At 71.7% G+C, this 22,970-nt stretch carries 20 protein-coding genes; 6 read left to right on the plus strand and 14 right to left on the minus strand.

Features of this window, described 5'->3' with window-relative positions:
• Positions 1-62: 62 nt before the first annotated feature.
• Entirely contained in the window at positions 63-425 is a 363-nt protein-coding gene (locus AB0C38_RS10885; protein WP_360670047.1) for a helix-turn-helix domain-containing protein, read from the minus strand.
• 92 nt (positions 426-517) lie between these two features.
• On the opposite strand from AB0C38_RS10885, the gene AB0C38_RS10890 reads away from it, so the two are divergent.
• Positions 518-904, plus strand: a complete 387-nt coding sequence (locus AB0C38_RS10890; RefSeq protein WP_360670050.1) for a RidA family protein — start codon at positions 518-520, stop codon at positions 902-904.
• Here the strand turns inward: AB0C38_RS10890 and AB0C38_RS10895 are convergent.
• The 3 genes from AB0C38_RS10895 to AB0C38_RS10905 all read right to left on the minus strand — a co-directional run bounded on the left by AB0C38_RS10895 (position 901) and on the right by AB0C38_RS10905 (position 4,984).
• Positions 901-2,103, minus strand: coding sequence for a GTPase (locus AB0C38_RS10895; RefSeq protein WP_360670053.1), 1,203 nt, complete (start codon positions 2,101-2,103; stop codon positions 901-903). The two genes, AB0C38_RS10890 and AB0C38_RS10895, sit on opposite strands and share 4 nt — an antisense overlap.
• Positions 2,100-3,884 carry a dynamin family protein gene (locus AB0C38_RS10900; protein ID WP_360670056.1) on the minus strand — a complete coding sequence of 595 codons (1,785 nt, stop codon included), beginning with the start codon at positions 3,882-3,884 and terminating at the stop codon, positions 2,100-2,102. Before AB0C38_RS10900 ends, AB0C38_RS10895 begins: the two co-directional genes overlap by 4 nt.
• Before the next feature lie 101 nt (positions 3,885-3,985).
• Entirely contained in the window at positions 3,986-4,984 is a 999-nt protein-coding gene (locus AB0C38_RS10905; RefSeq protein WP_360670059.1) for an IniB N-terminal domain-containing protein, read from the minus strand.
• Between the two features lie 301 nt (positions 4,985-5,285).
• On the opposite strand from AB0C38_RS10905, the gene AB0C38_RS10910 reads away from it, so the two are divergent.
• Both AB0C38_RS10910 and AB0C38_RS10915 read left to right on the plus strand, forming a co-directional pair.
• Positions 5,286-6,416 carry a molecular chaperone DnaK gene (locus tag AB0C38_RS10910; RefSeq protein WP_360670062.1) on the plus strand — a complete coding sequence of 377 codons (1,131 nt, stop codon included), beginning with the start codon at positions 5,286-5,288 and terminating at the stop codon, positions 6,414-6,416.
• The gene (locus AB0C38_RS10915) at positions 6,413-8,827 is read left to right on the plus strand and encodes a LuxR C-terminal-related transcriptional regulator (RefSeq protein ID WP_360670065.1); all 2,415 of its coding nucleotides are present in this window, start codon (positions 6,413-6,415) and stop codon (positions 8,825-8,827) included. Before AB0C38_RS10910 ends, AB0C38_RS10915 begins: the two co-directional genes overlap by 4 nt.
• A 299-nt stretch (positions 8,828-9,126) precedes the next feature.
• Here the strand turns inward: AB0C38_RS10915 and AB0C38_RS10920 are convergent, their stop codons facing one another.
• Genes AB0C38_RS10920 through AB0C38_RS10930 form a run of 3 tightly spaced genes read right to left on the minus strand, consistent with a single transcriptional unit; the run spans position 9,127 to position 11,080 of the window.
• Complete coding sequence (locus AB0C38_RS10920) at positions 9,127-9,870, minus strand: ferredoxin reductase (protein WP_360670068.1); 744 nt, start codon at positions 9,868-9,870, stop codon at positions 9,127-9,129.
• Positions 9,840-10,439, minus strand: coding sequence for a sulfite oxidase-like oxidoreductase (locus AB0C38_RS10925; protein ID WP_360670070.1), 600 nt, complete (start codon positions 10,437-10,439; stop codon positions 9,840-9,842). The genes AB0C38_RS10920 and AB0C38_RS10925 overlap by 31 nt, the downstream gene beginning before the upstream one ends.
• A gap of 29 nt (positions 10,440-10,468) precedes the next feature.
• Positions 10,469-11,080 (minus strand): pentapeptide repeat-containing protein, encoded by a 612-nt coding sequence (locus AB0C38_RS10930; protein WP_360670073.1) that lies wholly within the window; start codon positions 11,078-11,080, stop codon positions 10,469-10,471.
• Between the two features lie 44 nt (positions 11,081-11,124).
• Between AB0C38_RS10930 and AB0C38_RS10935 the strand changes: the two genes are divergently transcribed.
• The 3 genes from AB0C38_RS10935 (at position 11,125) to AB0C38_RS10945 (ending at position 13,903) form a co-directional block, all read left to right on the plus strand.
• Positions 11,125-12,045, plus strand: coding sequence for an ornithine cyclodeaminase family protein (locus AB0C38_RS10935; protein WP_360670076.1), 921 nt, complete (start codon positions 11,125-11,127; stop codon positions 12,043-12,045).
• Positions 12,046-12,753: 708 nt separating this feature from the next.
• The gene (locus tag AB0C38_RS10940; protein WP_285999342.1) at positions 12,754-13,008 is read left to right on the plus strand and encodes a hypothetical protein; all 255 of its coding nucleotides are present in this window, start codon (positions 12,754-12,756) and stop codon (positions 13,006-13,008) included.
• Between the two features lie 82 nt (positions 13,009-13,090).
• Positions 13,091-13,903: an LmeA family phospholipid-binding protein gene (locus tag AB0C38_RS10945; protein WP_360670079.1), complete on the plus strand. Its 813-nt coding sequence runs from the start codon at positions 13,091-13,093 to the stop codon at positions 13,901-13,903.
• A 60-nt stretch (positions 13,904-13,963) separates the two neighbouring features.
• Here the strand turns inward: AB0C38_RS10945 and AB0C38_RS10950 are convergent, their stop codons facing one another.
• The 7 genes from AB0C38_RS10950 to AB0C38_RS10980 all read right to left on the minus strand — a co-directional run bounded on the left by AB0C38_RS10950 (position 13,964) and on the right by AB0C38_RS10980 (position 22,969).
• Positions 13,964-14,530 (minus strand): hypothetical protein, encoded by a 567-nt coding sequence (locus AB0C38_RS10950; RefSeq protein ID WP_360670959.1) that lies wholly within the window; start codon positions 14,528-14,530, stop codon positions 13,964-13,966.
• Positions 14,530-16,140: an extracellular solute-binding protein gene (locus AB0C38_RS10955; protein ID WP_360670963.1), complete on the minus strand. Its 1,611-nt coding sequence runs from the start codon at positions 16,138-16,140 to the stop codon at positions 14,530-14,532. The genes AB0C38_RS10950 and AB0C38_RS10955 overlap by 1 nt, the downstream gene beginning before the upstream one ends.
• Positions 16,140-17,255 (minus strand): toxic anion resistance protein, encoded by a 1,116-nt coding sequence (locus AB0C38_RS10960; protein WP_360670082.1) that lies wholly within the window; start codon positions 17,253-17,255, stop codon positions 16,140-16,142. The genes AB0C38_RS10955 and AB0C38_RS10960 overlap by 1 nt, the downstream gene beginning before the upstream one ends.
• A 1-nt stretch (position 17,256) precedes the next feature.
• On the minus strand, positions 17,257-18,324 hold the full coding sequence (locus AB0C38_RS10965; RefSeq protein WP_360670085.1) for a hypothetical protein: 1,068 nt from the start codon (positions 18,322-18,324) through the stop codon (positions 17,257-17,259).
• An 81-nt stretch (positions 18,325-18,405) separates the two neighbouring features.
• The gene (locus AB0C38_RS10970; RefSeq protein WP_360670088.1) at positions 18,406-19,899 is read right to left on the minus strand and encodes a carboxylesterase family protein; all 1,494 of its coding nucleotides are present in this window, start codon (positions 19,897-19,899) and stop codon (positions 18,406-18,408) included.
• Positions 19,899-21,320, minus strand: a complete 1,422-nt coding sequence (locus AB0C38_RS10975; RefSeq protein ID WP_360670091.1) for an ATP-binding protein — start codon at positions 21,318-21,320, stop codon at positions 19,899-19,901. The genes AB0C38_RS10970 and AB0C38_RS10975 overlap by 1 nt, the downstream gene beginning before the upstream one ends.
• Positions 21,317-22,969: an FAD-dependent oxidoreductase gene (locus tag AB0C38_RS10980; RefSeq protein ID WP_360670094.1), complete on the minus strand. Its 1,653-nt coding sequence runs from the start codon at positions 22,967-22,969 to the stop codon at positions 21,317-21,319. The genes AB0C38_RS10975 and AB0C38_RS10980 overlap by 4 nt, the downstream gene beginning before the upstream one ends.
• Position 22,970: the final 1 nt, after the last annotated feature.

Consider the following 22,970-nt stretch of genomic DNA (forward strand, 5'->3'; position numbering starts at 1 on the left):
GTGCTCCTTCGGCCGGCGCTGGACCATAGACCGCTCTATGGTGCGTCGCGACCCGCCGGGCGTCAATGGGCAAAGCGGCCGCGCGCGGCCTCGATGTCCCCGAGGTAGCGCTGCGTCCAGCCGCACATGCTGTCGACGGTCGCGCGCAGCCCCTGCCCCGGTTCGGTGAGCGTGTACTCGACCCGCGGCGGCACGGTCGGGTGCACCTCGCGCTCGACCAGCCCGTTGCGCTCCAGCATGCGCAGGTTCTGGGTCAGCATCTTGTGACTGATGCCCTCGACCGCGTCCCGCACTTCGCTGAAGCGGAGGGTGCGCTCGCCGAGGGTCTCGATGATCAGGAACGCCCACTTGTTGGCGACGTCCGAGAAGATCTCGCGCGCCAGGGAATCCGCGCGGGAGAGGTCCGCGTCCTGCTTGGTCACCATCTGGTTCCCCCGTCACCGGAAAGTGCCTTCTTCCGTACCGCCCAGCACTCTCCTACGGTTCCTGGGTAACCACAAGAGACCACGGAGGAAAAGTGACTGTCACCCTGGTGAATCCCCGAGAGCTGCCCGAGATCGACGTGTACCACCAGGTGTCGATCGCCGAGGGGACCAAGCTGGTCTTCGTCGCCGGGCAGGTCGCCTGGGAGACCGGACACGACCTCGCCGCGCAGGTCGAGCAGTGCTACCTCAACGTCGGTGCGGCCTTGGCCGCGGCCGGCGGTTCGTTCGACGACGTCGCGAAACTGACCTGCTACGTCGTCGACTGGACGCCGGACAAGATGCCCGCGCTCCTCGACGGGATCGCCCGGGGCAGCGCAAAGCTGGGAACCACCGCGAAACCGCCCGCCAGCCTCATCGGCGTGGCCGCGCTGGACGTCCCGGAGCACCTGGTCGAGGTCGAAGCCACCGCGGTGCTCTAGGCGAACAGCGCCAGGAGACCCTCGGCCGACCGCACCACGACGTGCGCCGCGGTCCGCTCCGCGTGCGGACGGTCCGGCCGTTCCGCCTCGTGCCGCCAGCGCCGCAGGGCGTCCAGGCCCTCGTCGTAGATGTCGCCCGGGTCCGCGTCCTCCGCCAGGCCCAGGCGGTCCGCCGGGGACGTGCCCTGGGCACCCAGCAACCTGACCGCCTCCTCCGCCGGCTCGCCGGACAGCGCCGTGCGGCCGCCGCGGATGTCGGCGATCAGGCGCAGCTCGCGGAAGTCGTGCGCGGCCGCCGCGAAGCGCTCCACCCGGGCCACCAGCCGGTCGCCGCCCGGGCGGGGCTGGGCGGCGAGCAGGGCTTCCAGCCGGATGATCGCCGTGCGGGCCTTCAGCGCGTCGGCCCGCGCCACGAAACAGCCGGCGAGGGTGTCCCGCAGCTCGCCGAGACCGCTGCGGCGAACCAGTTCAGCCGAGAGCTTGACGCGGTCGTCGCAGCCGGTGCGGATCAGCGTCAGCGCCAAGCGGACGCCGAACATCCCGAACCGCACCACCAGCGACCGCCGCGTCTCGACCGGGATCGGGCCGGGGAACGCCGGGTCGGTGAACGAGTCCACCGAAAGCACGTGCCGTTCCAGCTCTTCGCGCGGCACCGCCGCGAAGGCCGCCAGGAGGTCGAACTCGTCGTCGCGCAGGGACCGCCCGCCGTAGGCCAGCTGCCCCGCGACGGCGATCACGCCCAGGAACCCCGTGCACAGCGGGTCTTCGCGCCAGGCCCGCCGCGCCAGTTGCTTCGCGGTCAGCAGCGCGTCGATCCGGCCCGCGCCGACCTCGTCCGCCCGGGCCAGCACCAGCACCGAGTTGACCGCGCTCTGCCGCGCGAACGCCGAACCGCCCGGCGGGTGCGCCGCCGCGAGCTCGTCCGGTTCGAGGTGACGCACGAGCCGCACCGTCGCGTCCGGCAAGTCGTCGGCCGGGCCGGGGTCGTCCAGCAGCACGAGGTCGCGCAACGCGCGCGTCGGCCACTCGCCCAGCGCGGCGGCCAGCGTCGTCTTCCCCGACGACGGCGCTCCGGCGAACGCGACGCGCAGCGGCTGCCCCAGCCGGTTCAGGCAGTCGTGCAGGAGCGCCGAAGCGCGCGGGTCGTCGCGGTAGAGCCCGGCCGCGGCGTGCAGCAGGTCGCGGACGTCCTGCGTCACGCCGAAAGCTCCCGCCGCTGCCGCCCGGCGATCGTGCCGAGCTCGCCCGCGCGCTGGTGCAGCCCGGCCAGGCGGTCGATCTCCTTGCGGATGTGCCCGGTCTTGCGCTCACGCTCCGCCGTACCGGCCAAGATCGTCTCGCGCTCGCGGGTCAGTTCGTCCGCGAGATCCTCGGCCAGGCCGGTGAAGTGGTCGCGCAGCCGTCGCTGCACGACGCGGATCGCGTCGCGGCTTTCCTTGCTGAACCGCAGGAAGACGTCGTCGACGTGGCGTTGCGCCGCCTGCTTGGCGACGGCTTGGCGCCGCTGCAGCCGCATCCCACCCTCGTCGCGGATCGTCTTCACCGCGAACGCCGCGCCGGCGCTGATCGACACCGGGTTGATCAGCGGCAGACCCAGCCAGGGCAGGCTGGTGACCAGGCCGAACATCAGCACGCCACCGTACGAACCGCGCAGCCCGGTGAAGGCCTGCTGACCGATCTTGAACTTCTCGATCTTCGGCCGGCGGACGTCGTCGAGGCCTTCGATGCCCGAGCCGTCGAGCGGCAGTTCGGGCAGCGCGCGGTCGTACTGGGCGCCGAAGCACGCCGCGACCGCCTGCGCGGTCCATTGCGCCCGCTCGGTCAGCCACGCGTAGTTCGTTTCGATCGCGTCGGCCAGCGCGCCGTCCAGCCACGGCGCGAACTCGTCCCACACCTTCGCCGGGTCGCCCTCGTCGAAGGTCTCGTCGATGGTGTTGACGATCTTGCGCGTCCGCTCGCGCAGGTCGTACTCGACGTCGCCCATCAGGTCGGTGACCTCGTCGGAAAGCAGGTTCTGCCACCGGGTGTTCTGCCGCCGCAGGTCGTCGGCGCGGCGTTGCGCGCGCTGCAGCAGCGCGGCCTGCCCGAGCCCGGCGTCCTGGGCGGCCAAGTCGATGCGGTCGCGCAGCGAATCGACGAGCTCGGCGGCCGCGGCGCGCACGCCGACGGCGGCCAGCAGCGCGCGGGACTGCTCCGGCGGCCGCGCGGCCTGCTCCGCGATCCACGTGAGCAGCTCGGGAAAGCCCGAACGCGCGTTGAGCTCGGCGTCACCGGCCTTCGCGGCGGCTTGGCGCACGACGGCCGAAACCGGCAGGACGGGCGCGTCGATCCCGGCCTCGGCGAGCATCCCGCGGTCGCGTTCGGCGACCGCGCGCCAGCCCGGGGAGGCGTCGATCTTGGTGAGCGCCAGCACGACGTGCGGGCACCAGGTGCGGACGTGCCGGGCCAGTGCCAGCTCGGCGGCGGTGAGCGGCGCCGTCGCGTCGGAGACGAGGATCACGGCGTCCGCTTCGGCGAGCAGGTCGAGCGCGGCGGCGGTGCGCGGCGACCGCGGGTCGCCGACCGGCGGGGTGTCCACGAGGACGAGCCCGGCGGAAAGGAGCTCGCGCGGCACGCCGACCTCGACGCGGCTGAGCGTGCCCGCCGGCCGGGCGCCGAGCTCACCGGTGAGCCGTTCGACCGCGACGGGGGTCCGTTCGCGGGAGCGGCTGACCAGGGTGGCGGCGGGTTCGGGGGCGTAGCCGATTTCGGTCGGCACCTCGGGGGTCGGGGCGTCGCCGACCGCGCACACGGGCGCGTTCAGCACCGCGTTGAGCAGGTAACCCTTGCCCTGTTTGGGGAAGCCGAGCACGCCGAGGCGGATCTGCCCCTCGGGGGCGTCACGACGTCTGCGAAGGAGCTCGGCGAGATCGGCGCGGCCGTGGGTGCGGCAGGCGTCCAGCGTCTCGTTGAGCACTTCGAGCCAGGCTGGTGCGGTCACAGCGGACGAGTGTCCCCGGTTTACTCCCCGTGCGCACACCGGGTGCCCGTCCCGCGGCTGCACCCAGACCGCGGGACGGGCACCGGTGACCGGTTCGGGGATCAGTGCCCGAGGTGGATGTCGTTCGACGCGATGTCACCGATGTGCAGGTTGCCCAGCGCGTTGTGGCTGACGTCCGCCACGTCGGAGACCACGTCGTGGACGGCGGTGCCGGCACTGGTGCCGCTGGCGATGTCGCCGACCGCGCCGGCGACGTCGTGCTCGACGTTGATGCCGGTGGCGTTCGTCACGACGCTGGTGACGTCGCCGAGGCCGTGGCCCGCGACGTGGCCGGTGTTCGAGGAGGCGATGTCGCCGGCGCCGTGGAGGATGCCGGAGAAGTCACCGATGTGGCCGGTGAGGTTGCCGACCGTGTCGCTGAGGCCGAGGCCGCTGGTGACGTCGTGGACGTCGGCGGTGACCTCGTGGACCTGCGCGTTGGCCAGGCCGACGGCCTGGTGCGCCTGGTCGACAGCGCCGCCCACGGCCTGGTAGCCCTGGTCGACGGCGCCGGCGAGGACGCCGTCGTTGGCGTCGGTCAGGTACGCCGGCGCGGCGGTCAGGTTGCTCAGCGCGGCCGAGTCGAGGCCGTTCGACAGGTCGCCACCGATGATCACGCTGGTCACGTTGCCCGCGAGCGCGGACACGTTGCCGACGTTGGTGATGTCGTTCACGCCCGGCAGGCCACCGACGGGCAGCTCGCCCAGGCCCGGCAGGTCGCCGACGCCGAGGTCGCCGACGCCCGGCAGCTCCGGGACGGCCGGCAGGCCGAAGCCCGAGGTGAGGGCGGTGAGCTGGTCGATCGCGCCCTGGATGCCGGTGGCGTCGGTGCCGACCGGGGACAGGTCGCCCACGATGGGGAGGCCGCCGACGGCCGGGAGGCTGTCGACCGGGACGAAGTCGAGCACCAGCGGAATGACCTCGTGCACGTCGGCGGCGCTGACGTCGCCGAGACCGGCGGCAGCGAGGGCGCCCTGCGGGTCCGTCCCGAAGGCCGCGAGGGCGGTCGGGTCGTTGAGCAGGTTCAGCGCGAAGTCGTGCAACGTCTGCACGGAGTCCATGGGGATATCTCCTGGTCCGGTGGTTCGGGGGACGGCAGCGATCGCAGGGACCGCCGCTCCGTCATCAAGTTAGGGAGTCCGTCCCCCCAGGCACATCGGGGATCACTCCGAGTCGCAGGCCGGTCAGCCGATAGGGGATCGATATGTCATCGTTAGGGAGTTAGGGGGTCATCCGAGATGCGCTCAGTTGGGTTAAATCCCCCCAACCACTTGCCTGACTAACCCGTTTGGGTGAGGATGCCCCGAGCCCTAGGGGGATTCCGCGCCCCCGATCGGCCCCGCGTGTGAGGAGGAAGCGCCGTTGCCCTACGTCCTCGGGATCGATGTGGCACAGGGGCGGACCCACGCCGCGACCTGCCGTCGTCAAGGCCCCGGCTGGGGCGACCCCGAACCGCTCTGGCTGGGTGAACGAACCCCGGCCGCCGCGTCCGCGCTGTTCCTGGACGACGAGGGGTACCTGCTCACCGGGGACGCGGCCGCGCAGGCGGGCGCCCGGGTCCCGTCCCGGCTGCTCACCGGCTTCCACCGGCGGATCGGCGACGACGTGCCGATGCTCGTCGAAGGCGAGCCGTTCCCGCCCGAGACGCTGACCACCGTGCTCGTCGAAGGCATCGCCGAGCACGCCGCGAACCTGTTCGGCGGCACCCCGCACCACCTGGTGCTGACCCACCCCGGCGACTGGGGCGGCTACCGCCGTGACGTGCTGCGCCGGGCACTGGCCGACGCCGGGTTCCCCGCGGTCACGCTGGTCCCCGGCTCGATCGCCGCCCTCGGCGCGCACCTGCCCGTCCCCGGCCCCGGCGCGACCGCGGCCGGCGTGTGCGAGTTCGGCGCCGACGGCGTGAACGTCACGCTGGCCACGGCGACCGGCGCGAGCGGGTGGCAGGCGGCCACGAGCGCCGAAGGCGTGGCTCCGGCCGCGGCGCTCAGCACGCTCTTCGCCCTCGCGAACGCGGCGTCGACGTCCCCCAAGGGACTGGCCGGCGTGGTGTTTTGCGGGGACGTCCCGCCGCACGCGCTGCCGGCCCGGCCGCCGTGCCCGGTGTTCGCGGGACCGGTTCCGCCGGCGACCACCGCACTCGGCGCGGCCGCCCTCGCGGCGCTGCGCGTCGACCACCGGGGTGCCCCGCACGAACCCCCCGCCGTCGAGACCACCCTGCTCCCCCAGGTGGACACGCTCGGTGACCTCGGCGAGCGGCCACCCCGGCCGCCGGTCGAGATCACGCCGTTCGAGCTGCCCGAAAAGAGCAGCCCGATGAACCTGTTCCGGCGGCGGCGCCCCCTCGCCGCCGCGGTCCTCGTGCTCGCCGCGGCCATCTCGGCCGTGGTGCTCACCGTCACCGCCCGCGAAGCCACCGCCGGCCCCGACCAGCCCCCCGCCCCGAGCCACTGCGCCCGCCCCGGCGCCCCCTCCGGTGAAGGTCACTGTTGAACAATCTGCTTACGCAGGCTTCCCCGTTCCGCACCGTCCCCGTGCACCCGGCGGCACGCCGGCTGCTCGACCAGGTCACGGCCGATCCGGCCGCGCCGCTGCGGCTCGCCGTCGTCGCGCCTGGCGGGTACGGCAAGAGCGTGCTGCTCGCCGCGCTCGACCGCTGCTACCGCGCGGCCGGCGTCGAGGCGCTGCTCGTCGACGACGCCGACCGGCTGGGTGCCGACCAGCTCGAGGAGCTGCTCACCGGCGCCGACGGGCCGATCGTCGTCGCGCACCGGCCGGCCGCGGTGGCGTCGAGCTGGACGCTGCTGCAACTCGGCCCGCTCGGCGTCGAGGACATCGCGCGGCTGATCGCGGCGGTCCAGGGTTCGCCCGCCGAGCCCGCGGCGGCGGCCGAGCTGCACGCACGCAGCGGCGGGGTGCCGCGGCTGGCCGAGCGGGAGCTGCTCGGGCGGCTGGAGGACTTCCGGCCGGAGCTGGACGAGCTCGACGACGACGTCCTGCGCTACCTGATCGCGGCCGAGGCCGGGGCGGGGCGCAACCTCGACCTGCTGTGCGCGCTGCTGGACCGCGCCCCCGACCAGCTGCCCGCGATCGTCGACGCCGCCCGCGCGACCGGGCTGCTCGGCCCGGACGACACGCTGCTGCCACTGGCCGCGGCCGCCGTCCGCGACTTCGGGCCGCCCGCGCGCCGGCTGACGACGGTGCAGCGGCTCGTCGAACTGCAGCTGGCGAACGGCCTCCCGGTGCTCGACCTGGCGCGCTCGCTGCTCGGAACGGGCAGCTCGGGTGCGTCCGCCGCGGCCGCGTTCGCCGCCGCGGCCGCCGAAGCCCTGCCGTCCGACGCACGGCTGGCGACCCGGCTCTTCGAGGCCGCCGCCGAAGCGGGCGACCGGTCCGCCGCCGTCACGGCGGGCTGGGCACGCGCGGCGGCGTTGTCGGGCGACCTCGACACGGCCCTGCGCCTCGGCGACGGGATGCTCGGCGCGGCCGACCCCGAAACCCGGGTGGCCGGGGCGGCGATCGCGGCCACCGTCCTGGCGCACCGCGGCGAGCTGGCCCGCAGCGCGGAGCTGTACCACTGGGCCTCCCGCAGCGTGCTCCCCGCCGGCGACGGCCGGAGCGGCGCCGGAGCCGACGCGTTCGCGGCGATCGCGCTGGTCGGCACCGGCGACCTCGACGGCGCCCGCCGGCTCCTCGACTCCCCCGCACCCGGCGTCGCACCGACGTTGTTCGCCGGCGCGGCCACCCGGATGGCCCGCGGCATCGCCGATTCGGTGGTCGGCTGCGCGACGGAGACGTTATCGACGCTGCTCGGCGCGGCGGCGATGCTGGAGCCGGCGCTGGGCGGCACGCTGCTGCCGGACAGCCCGGCGGCCCTTTCCGCGCTGGCCGCGCTGCACACCGGTGAGCTGGCGCTGGCGGAGCCGGTGCTGACCCGCGCCCTCGACGGCGGAATCGGCGGCGACCTGCTGTCGGTGCGCCACCGCCTGCTGCTGGGCTGGACGGCGATGACGGCAGGCGACCTCGCGACGGCGGCCGAGCATCGTGACGCCGTCGCCGGCCGGACGCTGGAGGCCCGCGACGAGCTGTTCTTCGCGACGCTGGAGCTCGGCTTGGCGCGCCGGGCCAGTGACCTGGTGGGGTTGCAGAGGTCGTGGCACCGCGCGTACCAGGCGTCGATGCGGCAGCAGACGGACCTGTTCACGTTGCTGCCGCTGGGCGAGCTGGCGATCGCGGCGGCCCGCACGGGCGCGTACGCGAAGATTTCGGGTCAGCTGGAGCGCGCCCACAGCCTGCTGGCCCGCCTCGGCGAGCCTCCACTGTGGACGGCAACGCTGGTGTGGCACGAGCTGCACGCGGCAATCACGCTGGAGGACGCGGACGCGGCGAAGGCGCACCTGGCGACATTGGCCACGCACGCCCACTGCGGCCGCTACCCGAGCGCCCTGGCGACGGCGGCCCGGTGCTGGCTGTCAGTGCTGAGCGGAACATTCGACCCGGACACGATCACCGCGGCGGCGGCCGAGATGCACGACCTGGGCCTCCGCTGGGACGCAGCCCGCTTGGCCGGCCAGGCGGCGATCCGCACATCCGACCGCAAGGCGATGGTCCAGCTGCTGGAGGCGGCCCGCCAGTTCCAGGGAACGGCGGCCCGCCGCGAGCCGGGAACATCGGAGCCGGCAGCGGCCGGCACGGGGTTGGCGGCGTTGAGCGAGCGAGAGCTCGAGGTGGCCCGGTTGGTGGTCGAGGGGCTGACGTACAAGCAGGCGGGTTCGAAGCTGTTCATTTCGGGGAAGACGGTCGAGCATCATATGGCCCGGATCCGCGGAAAGCTGGGGGCGGCGGACCGGCGGGAGCTGCTCGCGACCCTGCGGGAGCTGCTTTCAAGGCCGGACGCGCCCTAGCTCGGCGGCTGTGCGGGGCTCGATTCGGCGGCGGTCCAGCCGCGGCTCGGCCCCGGCTGAGTCCGGCGGCTCGGTCCGGCTCAGCGGCTGTCCGGGGCTAGGCTCGGCGGCGGTCCGGGGGCTCGCTCAGAGGCTCGGCGGCTTGATCGATGTGCCGTTGCAGCGGCAACCGAGCCCGGCGTGATGACCCGATGCGATCGGTTGCGGCGCACAAGCTCGCCCGGCACGGATCGCTCGCTTCGCCAAGTTCAACCGGCGCGAGCTGTCCACATTGGCTATGCGCTGTGGACTGTCTTGGCTCAGTCGCGGCTGGGGCCGAACCTCTCCGTGCGGATGCGGTGCGGGTCGTGGCCCAGGGCGACCAGGATGTCCGCCGCCGTCTCGACGAAGCCTGTCGGGCCGCAGATGAAACACGATGCGCCGAACTCCGCCGGCCAGGCTGCCGTGTTGAGTGTTGCCACGTCGATGCGTCGGGGGATTCCCGGGCGGCCCTCGGGCTGCTCGCGCGTGTACACGTACGTGATGTCCAGTCCCGCTACCGGCGTGCGCAGCTCGTCGGCGTAGTACAGCTCGGCCGGGGTGCGCAGCGAGTAGATCAGCTTGAACGGCGTGCGGACGCCCGCGGCCCGGCGGGCGCGGATCATCGCCATCACCGGCACGATGCCCGAGCCGCCCGCGATCAGCAGGACCGGTGCCGGGTCCGCCGGGCGCCAGACGAACCAGCCGCCGACCGGGCCGCGGATCTCCACCGGGTCGCCGATCGCGTACGGGCCGGTGAGGTGCTCGGAAACCTCGCCGTCGGCGACGCGCTGGACCGTCAGCTCCACACGATCACCGTCGGCGGGTGCGGCGAGCGAGTAGCTGCGCTGTGCGCGGTAGCCGTCGGCCGCGGTGAGCCGGACGTCGACGTGCTGCCCCGCCAGGTGACCCGGCCAGCCGGGCAGGTCGAAGACGAGCGTGCGGGCCGTCGGCGTCTCGTCGCGGAATTCGGCCAGGCGGGCGACTCGCCAGGCTAGTCGCCCTGATACCGCTGTTCGCGCCATGGATCCCCGTAGTCGTGGTAGCCGACGTTCTCCCAGAAACCGGGCTCGTCCTTGGTCTTCAGCTCGAGCCCGCGCACCCACTTCGCGGACTTCCAGAAGTACAGGTGCGGCACGAGCAGCCGCGCCGGGCCGCCGTGTTCCGGGGTGAGCGGCTTGCCGCCGTACTCGTAGGCGATCCAGGCCTGGCCGTCGAGCAGGTCGGCGAGCGGCAGGTTCGTGGTGTAGCCGCCGTAGGAGTGCACCATGACGTAGTCGGCGGCCGTGTCGAGCCCACCGACCAGCGTGTCCACCGCGACGCCGCGCCAGCGGGTGTCCAGTTTGGACCACTGGGTGACGCAGTGGATGTCCACTGTGGGCTTCTCGCTGGGCAGAGCCATCAGCTCGGCCCAGGTCCAGGCGTGCTTCTCGCCGGTCTCGGTGGTGACCGTGAACTCCCACGTCTCGGTGCGCACGCGCGGGGTCGGGCCGGCCGACAGCACGGGGAAGTCCTCGGCCAGGTACTGACCCGGTGGCAGGCGCGGGTCGCCACTGCGGGCCCGGCCGCGGAATCCCGGTGTCACGACGCCCATCGCGGCCCTCCTTCCCGGTCGGCCCGAGCCTACGCCCGGACGCGCAGCCCGAGCGACGTGACGAGCACCGCAGCCTGTTCGGGTGACACGATCGCGCCGGCGAGCTCGGCGTTCACCGGGTCGAGCGCCGAAAGATCGCTGCCGCGCAGGTCGGCGCGGGGCAGCTTGACGGCGTGCAGCATCGCCGCCGAGAGGTCGACGTCGGCGAACACGGCGTCGGCGCAGTTCGCCCCGGTGAGGTCGGCCTCGCGCATGCCCACCCCGTGGAAGGCGACCGACCGGAGGTCGGCGCCCGCGAGCCCGGCGAACGACCAGTCGCCGCCGGTGACCCGCAGGGGGCGCAGCTCGCACTCGGTGAACGTCGCACCGACGAGCTTGCAGCCAGTGAACTCGGCGTCGAAGAAGTTGCACCGTTTGAAGGCGCAGCCGGTGAACGCCGAGTCCGTGTGCCGGGACGCGTTGAAGCGCACGTTGCCGAACACGCAGTCGGTGAAGACCGAGTTCCGCGTGTGCGCCTCCGAGAAGTCGACCTCGCGGAACTCGCACCGCACGTAGTGGCGTCCGGTGATCTCCTCCCCGTACCAGTCTTCGCGGACGAACCGCTGGTCCTCGACGGGTGGATCTTGCGTGGCATCGGACACCCCGTCAGGCTAGCTGCAGTTTCCCGACTCCGAAGGGTCCGCGCATGCTCGATGCTCACGCCGTCCGGGCGGCCGTGCCGATGACCGCCGCCGTCGACGCGGTGCGAGAGGCCTTCCTCGACCTCGCCGCCGGCCGTTTCGAGGTGCCGCAACGGTTGTCCTTCGGCGGCGGCACGACGCTGGTGATGAGCGCATGCCACACACCGACGTCGACAACGGTGGTGAAGACTCTCAGCCTGGTGTCCGGCCGCACGCCGATGATCCTCGGGACGCTGGTGTGGAACACCGCCGCGGGACAGCTGGTCGCCGACGCGATCGAGGTCACGACGCTGCGCACGGGCGCGGCATCCGGCGTCGCGACGGACCTGCTCGCGCCGGCTTCCGCCAGCCGCTTGGCTCTCCTCGGCACCGGCGCGCAGGCGGCCGACCAGGTGCGGGCGGTGGCGGCGGTGCGCCCGGTGAGCCGGCTGGCGGTGTTCGGGCGGGATCCGTCGCGTACGCACGCCTTCGCGGACCGTGTGCGTGCCGCGTTCCCGGAGATCTCGACGCGGGTCGCCGCTTCGGTCGCTGATGCGGTTTCGGATGCGGAGATCGTTTGTTGTGCTACTTCGTCTTCGACTCCTCTGTTCGATGTGGACGACCTGCCTGAGCGGGTCCACGTCAATGCGATCGGGTCTTATCTGCCTTCCATGCGGGAGCTTCCGGCCGAGCTGCTCGGTGCTGCCGGGTGTGTGGTGGTGGACCAGGTCGAGGCTGTGCTCGAGGAGGCCGGCGAGGTGATTCACGCCGTGGACAGCGGGTTGGTGAAGCGGAGTTCGTTGATTGAGCTCGGGGATGCGTTGGGTGCGCCTCCGGTGGTGAGTGGGCGGACGGTCTTCAAGTCCGTCGGCCTCGCGGTGCAGGACTGGGCTATCGCCCGGCTGCTCGGCGCTGCCGACGCGCGGGTGGACGACACGCGTTCCTGAGGTCGCGCGTACCGACCGGGACTTGCGTGGGCCTCCTGTGGTGAGCGGACCGGACTGGGCCGACGCCCGGCTTGGCCGGGCCACGGGAACGACAGCTGCACGCGCGTGAGCGGACGACTCGCGTACCCGAGCGGACGACACGCGCACCCAGCGGGACGACACAGCCGCCTCCAAGGACGACACGCGCACCCCGACGGACGACACCCGATGCGCCGCGTGCGAGCGCGCGACACCGCAACCCGGCCGCCCGGAACGCGTGCCGGATGGACTTGGCGGGACCCACCGCGTACGCACGCGGACGGCGCGGGAACAGCGAGACGGCGGGCGGACGACACGTGCACCCAGCCGGACGATGCCCGCGGGCGAGCGCGCGCGCCCGGACGGATGACTCGTGAAGGTTGGTGAGGCGGCGCGGGCGGGCGACGCGGGGACCCGGCGGGACCGCGCGAGGACGACTACCTGTGCGGCTCGGCGGGCCCGCCGCGTGCGCAGCGGACGGCGTGGGAACGGCAGGACGGCGCGCGCAGGGCGCCGAAATGCCCTCAGAAGCCGGCAAATGGGCGACTGAGCGTGCCGAAGCCGCGCCGGAGAGCAATCGGGAGCGGCCGAACGGCGCAATCTTGGGGTTGGAGCGTTTGATCGGTCACCCATTCCGGGAATTTTCCGGACATGTCTCCTTGGCGAACCACCACCAGACGGAACACGGCCGTGCGGGTCATCACGGCGATCGGCGCGATCTTCGCGGGGATCGAAGTCCTTTACATGATCATGGTGCTCGCCGGTGCCAATGCCGGCAACGCCTTCTTCGTCTTCATCAAGTCACTGGCGGTTCCTCTCGCGTTGTTCTTCCCGGGCCTGTTCCCGGTGGACAACCCCAGCCTGGCCGTGATCCTCGACTTCGGCCTGGCCGCGGTGTTCTGGCTGGTCATCACCGGCATCATCGCTCGCTTCGCGGGCCGGTGACCGGCGGCGGTGACGCTGTTTCACCCCGTCGGCGGACCACCCGCCGTCGCCATCCTTCGTGTTGTTCAGCGACACTGGACGGATGAGCGACGGCAGGTGGTTCGACGGCTGGTCACCCTGGCCTGAGCTGGCCGGGCTGGCCGCGGCCGGGCGTTCTCTGCTTCCGAACGTCCCGGTCACGCCGGCCGCCTTGGTGCGCACCGTCACCGAACAGCTCGTCGGGCGCAGGCTGACCGCGAAGGTCGACGGCCAGGACGTCGGCCTGACCCTCACCGAACTCGACTACCCGGCCGACAGCCTCCGGCTGGCCACCGGCCGCATCGGCGACGTCCGGATCGTCGCCGAGGATGTCGACTGGCCCGAGCCCGACGGCGACAGCATTCCGCTGCGCCGGGTCACCGTGCTCGCCGAAGACGTCCGCCTCCGCTCGCTGCCCACGCCGGCCGCCAAGCCGGCCCGCGTCGAACTGCGGATCGCCGTGTCCGCGGACGTGCTGCGGGAACGGGTGGCGAAGGTCCGGCCCGGGATCGTGGCCGCCCCGGCGGACAGCGGGCTGCTCCAGATCCATTGGGCCAAGAAGCCGCACTGGGGCCACTTGACCCTCGAAGCACGGGTGGAAGACGACGCCGTGGTGCTCGTGCCCCGGACTCTCCACATCGGACAGCGCACACTCCGCCCACCGAAGCGCTTCCAGCCCATCGTGCTTCCCCTGCCGGAACTTCCGCCGGGGATAAAGCTGACCAAGGTGGAACCTCGGCACGACGAACTCGTGCTGCACACCGTCGCCGAAGAGTGGCCGGAACGACTTTCCCGTATTCCTCTCGCCGACCTGTTGAGTTGGTTGACCACCGCAGCGGTGACCCTGACATTGCCGAAACTCGGTTCGCGTCCATGAGATTCAAGCTACTAGAACGCGTGTTCGAACAGCATCACTCACAAGTGTAGAGCCGGAGCCTCACCCGTCCCGGTCCCGCAGATACCGCGTGTGATCAGCCTGCCGGTCGACCTCGGCGGCGTAGAACCGCTCCGCCACCCGATGCGCCTCCGCCTCGAGCAAACCCAGCTGTGTCACCAGTTCCGAGCCCGCACCGGCCCGCCGAGCCGCGAACCACCAGGGAAGATTCAGGTAGGTTTCCAACGACAGCGGTAGATCCGTGCGCACCAGCCGCACGACGGCGTGCTGCAGATCGGGATCGGCCGAAAGCCGAGCGGGCTGCGACAGCAAGTCCCGCAGCACTTCGGCGATGCGCCCCACAGTATCCACAGTGGACGCGGGCATCCGCGATGCCTGCGACGAGACCCGGACCACCAGGGTTTCCAAGGACGAGCGCAGCTCAGCGGAAGTATCCGGGACCAGCCGCACCTTCTCCCCCGGCGCGAGCAGCGCACCCACCAAGTACAACGCCACCACGACGAACGGCCAAAACCACCCGACGACGCCGGTCACGTACAGCACCACACCAAGAAGCCCGCCGACGCAGCCGAGAAGGTTCTTCGTCGACCCCAGATAACGCAGCAGCATCATTGGTACCCGCGGATCTCTTGGAAGACACTGGAAAGCTGCACCTTCCGCGCGTCGAACACCTTGCCCCCGGACATGCCGGCAACCTGGGTCAGCTCGTCGCCGCTGCCCTCGCCGAACAGCACGGTGAACACCGGCACCTGCTTCATCGCCGCCGGCAGCCCGCCGAACGCCGCTTGGAAATCGGCCAGGGATGAGCCGTTCGCGTTCTCGCCGTCGGTCATCAGGACGATGGAGGTGAACCGGTCCGGATCGCGCGCCGCCAGGGGTTCCAGCACCCGGTAGGCCTCGGCGAGGCTGTCGTAGATCGCCGTCCCGCCGCCGGCCGACAGCCCCTCCGCGAACGCCTTGATGCGGGCCAGCTCAGCCGAAGGGTCCTGCTCCGGCACGGTGAAAGTCGAAGCGCGAGAAGGACCCGTGTTGAACGGCAGCATCGTCACCTCTTCCCGGCTCCGGAACCGCCGGAACCGGCCGGCCAGCGACGTGTCCGCGCCCGTCAGCCCGACCAGCGCGGTGCGCAGTGAATCGATCCGATCGCCCTTCATCGAACCCGACGTGTCGAGCACGTACAAGGTCCGCGAGGGGCGCCTGATCTTGTCGAAATAAGCGGAAAGCAGCGCATCGACGGCCTGCTGCGTCGCCGGGAACGGCAGCTCGACGAGATCGTGAGCCGCGAACTGCGGCCCCAGCGCGACACCGGGCACGACCGGCCGCCGCTGCGTGGTCTCCATGATCCGCTTCTGGACGTCCGGGGTCCGCAGGTAGTCGGTGAGCCGCTGGTGCGCCGAACGCGCGTCGGAACCGGCGTCCGCCAGCAAGGTGAGCGGGTAGTCGGCCGTGACGACGCCGTCGCTCGGGTAAACCAGCGTCAGCGGCTCGGGCAGCTTCCCGGACGCGTTCGCCGACAGCAGCACGGACTCGTAGTTGATCAGCCCGTCGACCTTCTGTCCCGGGTCCTGGCCGGTCGCGCGCCGCGTGTACGCGTCCGACAGCCAGCCCGACGACCCGGCCGAAAGCGCCTGGGCGCTGAAGAACTGCGTCAGCTGCGGAGTCACCGAAGCGATCTGCCGGGCGTCGATGGCGTTGCCCGCGCCCGCCAGCGCCGACGCGACCCCGACCAGCGCCGAGAACCCGGAGTTCGACGCCGACGGGTCCGTCATCCCGTAGCTGAACGCCTTCTTCCCGGCCTGCGCGGCGATCTCGCCCCAGCTGACCGGCTTCCCGGCCCAGCCGAGCCGCCGCACCACGGAGGACGCCAGCCCCAGCACCACCGGCGAACTCATGATCTTGACCTGGTTCCCGAGCCGCTTCGCCGCTTCGGGAATGCCTGCGGGATAGCGGTTCGACGAGAACCACACGGCGTCGTACTTCCCGTCGACGCTGCCGTTCGCCAGGGCTTCGGCACCTTCGAGGGTCCCCGTGAAGGTGAACTTGACCGTGACCCCGGTGGCGCGAGCGGCTTCGTCGAGCACCGGCTGCATGTCCGCCAGCTCGCTGCCCGCGAGGATCCGCAAGGTCCCCGGCTCAGGCTCGCCCAGCGGCGCGGACGAAGGCTCGGAACAGCCGGCCAAGAGCACCAAGCCCAGCGTCAGCGCGAGAACTCTCCTGATCATGCTTCCCCCTCGTGCGAGCGCCGCAGGTGGTCTTCGGCGCGGCGGATCTCACCGGACAGCGACTCGACGGTCTCCGCCATCGCGGCGACGGCGCCGGCGCGGAACCCGTCGATCGCGTCGAGCGAGGCGTAGATCCGGTCGAACGACGCGCGGATCGTCCCGGTCGCGACGGCCGGGTCGCTGCTCGCCTTCCGGATCTCCGCGGACTGCAGGTCCAGCAGCTCGGTGTTGGCGCGGATCAGCCCGTCGGTGGTCGCCTGCAACGCCGCGACCTCGTCGAGGACGTCCCGCTGACCCGCGAGAGCCGCCGAGACGAGCAGTGCGACCCGCAGCGCGGACACGGTGGTCGACACCGCCCGCTCGACACCGCGGATGAGCTCGTCGTTGGTGCGGCGCACCAGGTCCAGCGCGAGGTACCCCTGCGCGCTCACCGCGAGCTGGGTCAGCAGGTCCTGGTGCCGCTGCCGGATCGGGTACAGGACGTCACCGCGCAGCGCCTGCGCCCGCAGCGGGTCCGTGAGGTCGAAGACGGACGCCTGCCGCTCGATGGCGGCATCGACGGCTTCGGCGAACGCGGCCGCTTCGGCGAGCTTCCCCAGCACCTTCCACAGCCGCTCGCGCTCACCCTTGATCGCGGAGTTGTCGCGCCGCAACCGGTCCTGGCGCCCGCGCAGGTCGACGACGAGGGCGTTCACCGGCTCGTTCGCCGCGTGGTACCGGTCGAGTGCCCGCTTCGCGGCACCCGCCACCGGGAACATCCCGAGCAGCTTCCGCCCGGTCAGCGGCAGTTTCGCCGGGTCGAGCTCCGCGACCGTCCGGCGCAGCCCGGCGAGGCTCGTGGTGACGCCCTCCTGAGGCGAAGCCGCGCCGCGCAGGGAGCGGTCCAGCATCGCCCCGGCGACGCCGGCCGCGGCCCGCATGTCGGCTTCGCCGACGGCCAGCAGCTCGTCGAGGACATCGGTGAACTCGGGCGAGCGGACGTCCAGCGCTTCCAGCCGGGACGCGAAGACTTCGGCGCGGTCCGCCACTTCGGCACGCGTGCCGTCCCCGAGTGTGATGAGCCCGGCGGCGCGCTCGGGGGAAACCGCCGTGACGGGCGTGAGTTCGTCCATGTCAGTACTGCTTGCCGACGGCGTCGAGCAGCCGCTCGAGCGTCTCGAACGACGGTGGTTCGACGGCGTCCACGAGGTCGGCCGGCGCTTTGACCCGAGCGGCGACGTCGGCGAACAGCTTCGGGTCGGTGGTGCGGAACCCGAACGTCGCGGCGAGCTTGCCCAGCTCGGGGTCGGTGGCGAGCAGCTGCCCGACCTGGTCGCCGTCCGCCGTCAACGGCACGAGCGTGTGCTTCGAGTAGACCGTCGGCGCGGTGTAGAGCATCCGCATGTCCGGCCGGATCGAGCCGTCGCCGCGCACCACCCGGTCGACGAACTGCGACTCGTAGATCAAGGCCAGCGGCGTCTTGCCCATGCCCGCCGACAGGTAGTCCTCGAACGGCCCTTCGGTGCTGTTCTGCGTGTACCCCTGGTCGAGGAACAGCTTCGACACCGCCGGCAGCACCTTCGCCTCCTGGTCGGGCGTGCTGACGACGGCGTTCCCGTTGGCCACGAAGGAAACGATCGCCAGGTACATCGCCGCGGAGTTCGACTCTCGCGGGTCGGTCGTGGTGACCAGGACGTTCTTGCGCGCCGGGTAGGCGGTGTTGCCGGGCAGCTGGTCCCAGCGCGTCCCCGCCTTCGCGAGGTCGAGGTACTTCGCGATGTCGAGGACGTCGTAGTCGCCGGCGCCCTTGTGCACGACGCCGTTGCCCTGAAGCAGCTTGACGATCGGCTCGAAGGTCGCGATCGCCATCGGTGACTGGAACGGCGTGTAGACCGTGGTCACCTTGCGGTCGCGCTGGATCTTCTGCGCGGCGGGCGACGACGACGGGAACGCGAACGCGTACTTCCCGAGGCCGACGGTCGTCGCGATCTGCCGCGACCCGGCGGTGTCCACCTCGACCTTCAGCCCGTGGCGGGCGAAGGCGTCGACGACGCGCTGGTCGGTGAAGAAGGCCTGCTTCTCCGAACCGATCACGCCGCGCACAGTCGCAAGCTCCGGCCCGGAGTCGCGACCCCGGACGATCACCGCCACGACCGCGAGCAGCAGCACCACGGCCAGTCCGATCGACACCCGGCGTTTCACGAGCCACTCCCCTCAACCGCCTTCGCCCATTTGACGCGGGAGGGAGCCGGTGGGAAGTGAACGGCGAATGAAGGATCGGTCTCAGGTCACCGGGAACCAGGTCCCGGACGCCCATTCCGCGTCGCCCCAGGCCTTTCGCTCGTCCGGTCGTGGGTCGAGCACCAGGTCCGTGTCTTCCCGGAAAACCAGCACCGGACGCAGTTCGGGACCGTAGGGCGGCCATTCCGGGCCGTCCGCGTCCGCGACGCCGTCCCGGACGAACCGCACCCACGCGCGGTGGATCAGCAACGCCGCGCTCTCGCGCTTCGGGTTGACGGCGGAGCCCTGCGTGGCGAGCGGCAGCGGGGTCTTCCACGCCATGGTCGTCTCGGTGCCGTGGCCGCCGTCGAGCTGTTCGGGCACGCCGGGCGCGGCGATGTCGATGCGGTAGCGGTAGACGGCCGCGTAGGCGGACTGCGCGTCGGCGAGGCGCTGCGTCGGGATGCCATAGCGTTCGTCGCCCATCGCGGCGATCTTCGCGGACTTCAGGTCGGGCACGCGGCGAAGGTACGTCTCGAGAAGGTGCGAAGCGCCTTCGTCGCCGAGGATCTCGGCGAGGACGCTGCTCGCGGGAGCGGTCGCGACGTCGTCACCGAGCATCAGCGCGTACGTGCTGCCTTCGTTGCTGTTGCAGCCGACCAGCAGCGGGATCCCGGCCGCGCTCCCCCGCCGGATCGGCCCGATCGGAACCTCCGGCAGCACGCGGGGGTGCAGCGTCGGCCGCCACAGCCACAGCGCCTGGAAGCCGGTGAGGATCCGTTCCTGCGCCTCGACGAACTCCTTGGCCGGCAACGCGCGCAGCGCTTCGACGTCGTGGCAGCCGACCTCGTCCAGGAGCCGCCGCGCCAGCGCCGTCCCGGCCTCCGGCGTCGCGACGTGGTCCGCGCCGCCGCTGCTGCTGATCGCCTGGGCGAACAACCCCGTGCCGAGCGGGCTGCCCATCAGGTTCCCGACGCTCTTCGCGCCCGCCGAGACCCCGTAGACGGTGATCCGGGCGGGGTCGCCGCCGAACGCGGAGACGTTGCGGCGCACCCATTTCAGCGCTTCGACCTGGTCGAGGAACCCGCACACCCCGGCGTCCGCCTCGGCGTCCCCGAAGATCCCGGCGAGGTGCAGGAAGCCGAGCGAACCGAGGCGGTAGTTGATCGTGACGACGACGATCCCGGCGCGCGCGAACTCCTCGCCGTCACCCAGCTGCTCGCCGTGACCGACGCGGTAGCCACCGCCGTGCAGCCAGAACAGCACCGGCCACCCGCCATCGGGAGCCGGGCCTTCCGGGGTGCACACGTTGAGGTACAGGCAGTCCTCGTCGCAGACGGCGGACGGGTTCATCGGGTCCGGCGACTGCGTCGCGTGCGGCCCGTACTCGGTCGCGACGTGCACGCCACCCGAGAGCGAGGGTGGCCGCGGCGCCTTCCACCGCAGCTCACCGACCGGCGGCCGGGCGTACGGGATCCCGCGCCACCGGCGGACGCCGTCGCCCGCCAGCCCCACCAGCGCCCCGAGCTCGGTCGTGACCGTCGGGACGGAAGCCATCAGAGGGAGGCCTGCTCTTCGGTCGGGAGGCACACCTCGAACCGGGTGTTCCCTGGCTCGGACTCGACGCGCAGGTCGCCCTGGTGCCGTTCGACGACGATCTTCCACGAGATGTCCAGGCCCAGCCCGGTGCCCTCGCCGACCGCCTTGGTCGTGAAGAACGGCTCGAAGATCCTCGGCTTGATGTCGTCGGGGATGCCCGGGCCGGTGTCGCCGATCTCGACGCGCACCTGGTCGTTGACGCCCCACGTGCGCAGCGTCAGCGTGCCTTCGCCGCCCATCGCGCCCAGCGCGTTGTCGATGATGTTCGTCCAGACCTGGTTGAGCTCGCCCGCGTACGCGGGGATCTTCGGCAGGCTCCGGTCGTACTCCTTGACCACGCGGACGCCGTCGCCGATCTTGCCCGCGAGCATGACGAGCGTCGAGTCGAGGCCGTCGTGGACGTCGACCCACTGGTGCGGCGACCGGTCCATCTGCGAGTACTGCTTGGCCTTGCCGACCAGCGCGGAGATGCGCGTCGTCGAGTCCTCGATCTCGCCCATCAGCATCTCGGTCTCGAGCGCGTAGGCGAGCCAGCGGACGGCGCCGTCCATGAAGGTGTCGCCGACCTGCTCCAGGACGTTGTCCAGGTCGGTCGTGGTGAGCCCGGCGCGGACGTAGATGTCGGCGAGGTCCCAGCCGCCGTCGACCTCGTGGTCGTCGAACCAGTCACTGATCTGGTCCTCGCGGTCGGACTGCTGCATCGCGCTCAGCTTCGGCGCCTGCGCGACCTGCTTGACGAGCTTTTCCTGGACGTCGATCAGCTGGTAGAGCAGCTCGGGATCGATGGTCTTCTTCGCCAGGAACGCCAGCTTGTGGCGCATCCCGGCGACGCGTTCGCGCAGCGCGGACGTCGCCCGGACGGCGGCCGCGGCCGGGTTGTTCAGCTCGTGCGTCAGGCCGGCCGACAGCTCGCCCAGCGCCAGCAGGCGGCGGCGGGAGCCGATCACCGTGTCGCTGTTGCGCCAACCGAGGTACATGCCCTCCAGCAGGTGCGTCGCCATCGGAAACCACTTGCGGAACTCGACGGAGAACTCCTGCGACGGCAGCGCCAGGAACGTGACGTCGGACAGCGCGCGCACCGAAGCGCCGTAGCGGTGGTCGGTGTCTTGGTGCACGAAGAACTGCGTCGCGCCGAAGTAGACGCCGCGCTGGTCGGAGCGGTTGGTCTCGACCTCGGTGCCGCTGACCATGCGCGTCATCCGGATCGCGCCGCCCAGCAGGACGTAGAAGCAGGTGGCTTCGTCGCCTTCGCGGATGACGACGGTGTCGCCCTCGTACTCCTCGAGCACGGCGTTGGCGGCGATCCAGTCCAGCTGCTCTTCGGAAAGGTGTTCGAACAGGAAGAGGCCGCGAAGCTCTTCCCGCGGCAATGCGCTCATTGTTCCTCCAGGTACCGGTGTACCAGCGTCACGGCCATCGCGCCCTCGCCGACCGCCGACGCCACCCGCTTGACCGACTGCGACCGCACGTCACCGGCCACGAACACGCCCGGGATCGACGACTCGAGGTAGTGCGGATCACGGTCGAGCGTCCACCCCCGCGGGCGCTGCCCGTTCGCCGTCAGGTCCGGGCCCGTGCACACGAAGCCGTGGTCGTCGCGGTGGATGTCGTCGCCGAGCCAGTCGGTGCGCGGGGCGGCGCCGATGAAGATGAACAGGTGCCCGCTCTCGACCGTCTCGGTGACGCCGTTCTCGCACAGCGTGAGCCGCTCGAGGTGCTCGTCGCCGTGGGCCTGCTTGACCGTCGTCCGCGTGCGGACGTGGATGTTCTCGATGCCGGCGATCTGCTCGATCAGGTAGTGCGACATCGACGCTTCCAGGGACTCGCCGCGCACCAGGATCGTGACGTCGCTGGCGTGCCGGGAGAAGAACACCGCCGCCTGCCCGGCGGAGTTGGCGCCGCCGACGATGTAGACGTGCTCGCCCTTGCACTCGGGTGCCTCGGTCGCCGCCGAGCCGTAGTAGACGCCGCGGCCGGACAGCTCTTCGATGCCTTCGGCGTCCAGCGCCCGGTAGGTGACGCCGCTGGCGAGGATCACCGAGTGCGCGGCGATCTCGCTGCCGTCGCCGAAGGTGATCACCCGCGAGGAGCCGCGGGCCTCCAGGCCGACGACGTCGCGCGCGGTCAGCACTTCGGCGCCGAACTTCTGCGCCTGGCGCCGCGCCCGGTCGGTGAGCTGCGCGCCGGAGACGCCGTCGGGGAAGCCCAGGTAGTTCTCGATGCGTGAGCTCGTCCCGGCCTGGCCGCCGGTGGCCTTCTTCTCGACGAGCACCGTGCGCAGGCCCTCGGACGCGCCGTACACGGCGGCGCCGAGGCCCGCGGGTCCGCCGCCGATCACGACGAGGTCGTAGAACTCCTGCGCCGGCCGGGTCGACAAACCGACCGCGTCCGCGATCTCCCCGCCGGTGGGCTGCTTGAGCACGGTGCCGTCCGGGGTGACGATCACCGGGATGTCGGCTTCGGTGGCGTCGGCGGCCTTGAGCAGGCGCTTGCCCTCGTCCTCCTCGACGGAGAACCAGCGGTACGGGACGGCGTTGCGCGCGAGGAAGTCGCGCATGTGGAACGACGGCGACGAGTACCGGTGGCCGAGGAGCTTGACCTCTTCCACCGGCTTGTCGCCGACGGCCTTCCAGGTCTCGACCAGCGCGTCGATCACCGGGTAGAGCTTCTCCTCCGGCGGGTCCCACGGCTTGAGCAGGTAGTGGTCGACGTCGACGACGTTGATCGCCTGGATCGCGGCGTCGGTGTCGGCGTAGGCGGTCAGCAGGGCGCGGCGGGCGTGCGGGAACAGGTCCATCGCCTTCTCGAGGAAGGCGATCCCGTCCATCTGCGGCATCCGGTAGTCGGCGAGGATCGCCGCCACGGCGTCGCCGCGCAGCTTGATCTCACGCAGCGCGTCGAGGGCGTCGGCACCGGAGTCGGCGCGGATGACGCGGTAGTCCTTGCCGTAGCGGCGCCGCAGGTCACGGGCGACCGAGCGGGACACGGCGGGATCGTCGTCGACGGTCATCAGGATCGGCTGGCTCACG

This window comes from Amycolatopsis sp. NPDC048633, from assembly GCF_040650695.1.
GTDB lineage: Bacteria > Actinomycetota > Actinomycetes > Mycobacteriales > Pseudonocardiaceae > Amycolatopsis.

Coding starts and splice junctions, on each gene's coding strand:
- AB0C38_RS10970 (WP_360670088.1), bottom strand. CDS start 19,899: ATGGCTTCCGTCCCGACGGTCACGACCGAGCTCGGGGCGCTGGTGGGG.
- AB0C38_RS10960 (WP_360670082.1), bottom strand. CDS start 17,255: ATGGACGAACTCACGCCCGTCACGGCGGTTTCCCCCGAGCGCGCCGCC.
- AB0C38_RS10925 (WP_360670070.1), bottom strand. CDS start 10,439: ATGGGCGTCGTGACACCGGGATTCCGCGGCCGGGCCCGCAGTGGCGAC.
- AB0C38_RS10945 (WP_360670079.1), top strand. CDS start 13,091: ATGAGCGACGGCAGGTGGTTCGACGGCTGGTCACCCTGGCCTGAGCTG.
- AB0C38_RS10885 (WP_360670047.1), bottom strand. CDS start 425: ATGGTGACCAAGCAGGACGCGGACCTCTCCCGCGCGGATTCCCTGGCG.
- AB0C38_RS10950 (WP_360670959.1), bottom strand. CDS start 14,530: ATGCTGCTGCGTTATCTGGGGTCGACGAAGAACCTTCTCGGCTGCGTC.
- AB0C38_RS10975 (WP_360670091.1), bottom strand. CDS start 21,320: ATGAGCGCATTGCCGCGGGAAGAGCTTCGCGGCCTCTTCCTGTTCGAA.
- AB0C38_RS10905 (WP_360670059.1), bottom strand. CDS start 4,984: ATGGACTCCGTGCAGACGTTGCACGACTTCGCGCTGAACCTGCTCAAC.
- AB0C38_RS10935 (WP_360670076.1), top strand. CDS start 11,125: ATGCTCGATGCTCACGCCGTCCGGGCGGCCGTGCCGATGACCGCCGCC.
- AB0C38_RS10920 (WP_360670068.1), bottom strand. CDS start 9,870: ATGGCGCGAACAGCGGTATCAGGGCGACTAGCCTGGCGAGTCGCCCGC.